Consider the following 3,268-nt stretch of genomic DNA (forward strand, 5'->3'; position numbering starts at 1 on the left):
CCTCCGCCCGATCGACACCGTGCGGCCTGCCTCCTCACCCGGCACTTCGTCGGTACCGCGTGTTGTCGGTGAGGACGAGGGGATTATGGGCGCGATGGAGGGGGCGGGGATTACTTTTCTGGACGGCAGGTTTCGACCCCATGGCGGTCGTTTGAGGTGTTGGCGGAAGCACGAAATAGCTGCCATTGTTGGGTCTGCAAAATGAGGACAATGGCTTGATCTCGTTCTTCTTCGCTTTACTCGCCGCCAATCCGACCGCAAGCGACGAAACAGTAGTGCTGGCAGGCGAGCCTGGTCCAATTGCGGAATGTATATTGGACAAAACCCACTTAAACGGATGGAACGTTGATATGGAGCGGACCGAGGCCGGCAGCACCGTCACCGCTAGAAGCCATGATGGACGCGCCGAATGGTCGGTCAGCCTTTCACAATTTCAAGCGTTCCAGTTTGTGTCTTTGGCTTCGATCACCTACGAAAAAACCACGCGCGACGGCTTTCACAGCACCATCTGGCCATTCGTTGAAGATTGTCAGGCGACCAAAAAATTGACGCACTGAAGGTATCCGATGTCCGCTTCAAATGTGAAGCTTGCGATAACCCGACAGTCGCCTGCCCACCCCATACCCGCCAATCAAGTGCAGAGCCCTCGGCTCAAGGCCGAGGGTGACGGCAGTGGGTGGGGCGGCGGCGCCGCACAGGCATTGAATGTCTTGATTGCGAGAATTGCGCCTGCGAGCAGCCGGCCGCAATCCCCTCAAGACAGACGCTGAGGCGGCGATGCTATGGCCTTTGCAGCGGGGCAGGGGGCTTGCGCCCTTAGCCCAGCTTCGCCTCTAGCGTAATATCGATGGCGCCCAGGGCTTTGGAGACCGGGCAATTGGCCTTGGCCTTCTCGGCCAGTTCCTGGAACTTGGCTTCGTCAATGCCCGGCACGGTGCCGGTCAGGGTGAGGGCGCTGCCGGTGATGCCGGTGCCGGGGACGAGGGTGACTGCCGCCTCGACCTCAAGATTGGTCGCAGGGGTGCCGTTTTCGGCGAGGAAATGAGCGAGCTGCATGGCAAAGCAGCCGGAATGGGCGGCGGCAATCAGCTCTTCAGGGTTGGTGCCGGATTGGCCGCTTTCATCGACGAAGCGGCCCTTATAGGTATAGGGCAGCGCCTTGAGCGCACCGCTCAAGGCATCCAGGGTGCCCGAGCCTTCGGTCAGAGATCCGGTCCAATTGGCAGTGGCGGTGCGCTTCATCGTGCTCTCCTCGGGGTTGTATCCATGGGCTTCAACACGCGGCAAAGCCTAGCAGTTGCCATGGTGAAACTAAAGTTCCCCACTCTGGCGACGCTCTGCGGGGCGGGGTCGAATCAAACTATGGTTGCGCCATGACGGATTATCTTCACCTTGCTGGGTTGGAGCCGGAGCTGCAGCGGCAGGCGCTGATCGACATCATCAGATCGCAGCCGCACCTGATGGAGTTGTTGCGCGGGATGCGAGCGCTTGACCTGCCCGATGCCCTGCTGGGGTCGGGCGCCATCTACAATACGGTCTGGAATGTGCTGACCGGCCGCCCGGCGCTCAACGGAATCAATGATGCCGATGTGGTCTATTTTGATGACAGCGACCTCGGTTATGAGGCAGAGGATCGGGTGATCCGGCGGGCGGCGGCGCATTTTGCGCGACTGCCATTGCGGGTGGAGGTGCGCAACCAGGCGCGGGTGCATCTGTGGTTTCCCGAACGCTTTGGCATGTCCTATCCGCGACTGACCTGCAGCGCCGATATGATGCTCTATTATGCGACAAAGACCCACGCGGTGGCGGCGCGGCTGGAGGATGATGGACAGATTTCCATCCACGCGCCGTTCGGGCTCGACGACATGTTCAGTTTTCGCGTCACACCTAACCCGGCCCTGGCAAACCGCGAAACGCATGAGCGCAAGGCGGCGCGGGCCAAGGCGATCTGGCCGGAGCTGACCATAGTACCGTGGCCGGAGGGGTAGGGCGGTTGCTTGCCTAGGCCTCCCCGTCCGTCCTGGCTTGTCGCTCCTGCCAGAGTTCGGTCAGCGACTGGCCCTTGCGGCCCCAATTGTCGGTGTCGACCTCGTCGATGACGACGAAAATGTATTCGGGGTTGCGGCCCAGTTCCTCGACCAGCACGTCGGTCATGCGGCGGATGACGGCTTTCTTCTGCTCGGCCGAGGCGACGCCCTTGGCGATTTCCACTCTCACGATCGGCATTGGATAGTCCTTTCTGGGTCGATCAGGCGCCCGGCTCGATCACCACAGAGGGGGCGGAACGCGTGTTCGGGCCGTGGTAGACGGCCTCGATATTGTTGCCGTCGGGGTCGAGCACGAAGCAGGCATAGTAGCCGGGGTGGTAGTGGCGTTCGCCGGGGGCGCCATTGTCGGTGCCGCCGGCCTTGAGGGCGGCAGAATAGAAGGCATCGACCGTTTCGCGGTCCTTGGCCTGGAAGGCCAGGTGCACATGGCTCGGGGTGGCGCGGGCGTCGAGGCCGTCGACAAAGAGTTCGTCGATCTGGAACCAGCCTTCGCCGCGGGCGGTGATGGGGATGCCGAGAACCGCCAGGGCATTTTCATAGAAATGGCGCGTGGCAGCAACGTTTCGGGCGCGCAGGTGCACGTGGTCGATGAGGCGGCCGGTGTGAAATTGCATCGGGAGAAACCTTTCCAATAAGCAAAACAAAACCGCCCGGAGCGTGCCCGGGCGGCTGGACATGTCATGTCAGCAAAATCGTTCTGACTGTCGCCTTTCCGAGGCGCAAAACCGTTGCCACTTTCGCGGGAAGCGCTCCAAACTTACTCGGCTTCGTCGGCCGGGGCCGAATTGAGCTGGCCGTATTTTTCCGCGCCGATCTTGTCGAGCAGGTCGAGCTGGGTTTCGAGGAAGTCGATATGGCCTTCCTCATCGGCCAGCAATTCCTCGAAGAGGTTCTTGGAGACATAGTCGCCCAGCTCCTCGCAGAGTTCGCGGCTGGCCTTGTAGGCCTTGCGCGCGTCATATTCGCCGGCGAGGTCGGCCTCAAGCACTTCCTTGATGGTCTGGCCGATGCGCAGCGGCGCGACCCGCTGCAGGTTGGGATGGCCTTCGAGGAAGATGATGCGCTCGATGAGCTTATCGGCGTGGTGCATCTCTTCGATGGATTCGGCGCGTTCCTTGGTCGCCAGGCGCTTATAGCCCCAGTCGTCCAGGAGGCGGTAATGCACCCAATACTGGTTGACTGCGCCGAGCTCGAGGAAAAGGGCCTCGTTAAGCCGCTCG

General features: G+C 61.3%; 6 protein-coding genes. 2 read left to right on the forward strand and 4 right to left on the reverse strand.

The window, feature by feature from the left end:
* The first annotated feature begins 215 nt into the window (after positions 1-215).
* On the forward strand, positions 216-557 hold the full coding sequence (locus QZ564_RS19065; RefSeq protein ID WP_297113529.1) for a hypothetical protein: 342 nt from the start codon (positions 216-218) through the stop codon (positions 555-557).
* A gap of 259 nt (positions 558-816) precedes the next feature.
* On the opposite strand, the gene QZ564_RS19070 is transcribed toward QZ564_RS19065, so the two are convergent.
* On the reverse strand, positions 817-1,242 hold the full coding sequence (locus QZ564_RS19070) for an OsmC family protein (protein ID WP_297113531.1): 426 nt from the start codon (positions 1,240-1,242) through the stop codon (positions 817-819).
* Between the two features lie 131 nt (positions 1,243-1,373).
* On the opposite strand from QZ564_RS19070, the gene QZ564_RS19075 reads away from it, so the two are divergent.
* Positions 1,374-1,988: a nucleotidyltransferase family protein gene (locus tag QZ564_RS19075; protein WP_297113533.1), complete on the forward strand. Its 615-nt coding sequence runs from the start codon at positions 1,374-1,376 to the stop codon at positions 1,986-1,988.
* 13 nt (positions 1,989-2,001) lie between these two features.
* Here the strand turns inward: QZ564_RS19075 and QZ564_RS19080 are convergent, their stop codons facing one another.
* The 3 genes from QZ564_RS19080 to bfr all read right to left on the reverse strand — a co-directional run.
* Positions 2,002-2,226, reverse strand: coding sequence for a 4-oxalocrotonate tautomerase family protein (locus tag QZ564_RS19080; RefSeq protein WP_297113535.1), 225 nt, complete (start codon positions 2,224-2,226; stop codon positions 2,002-2,004).
* Positions 2,227-2,248: 22 nt separating this feature from the next.
* Complete coding sequence (locus QZ564_RS19085) at positions 2,249-2,662, reverse strand: VOC family protein (protein WP_297113537.1); 414 nt, start codon at positions 2,660-2,662, stop codon at positions 2,249-2,251.
* Between the two features lie 143 nt (positions 2,663-2,805).
* Positions 2,806-3,268, reverse strand: a 463-nt coding sequence (gene bfr, locus QZ564_RS19090) for a bacterioferritin (RefSeq protein WP_297113539.1), incomplete at its 5' end; no start/stop codon positions are given.

It is taken from the genome of uncultured Devosia sp. (genome assembly GCF_913055165.1).
In the GTDB taxonomy this organism is placed as follows: domain Bacteria; phylum Pseudomonadota; class Alphaproteobacteria; order Rhizobiales; family Devosiaceae; genus Devosia.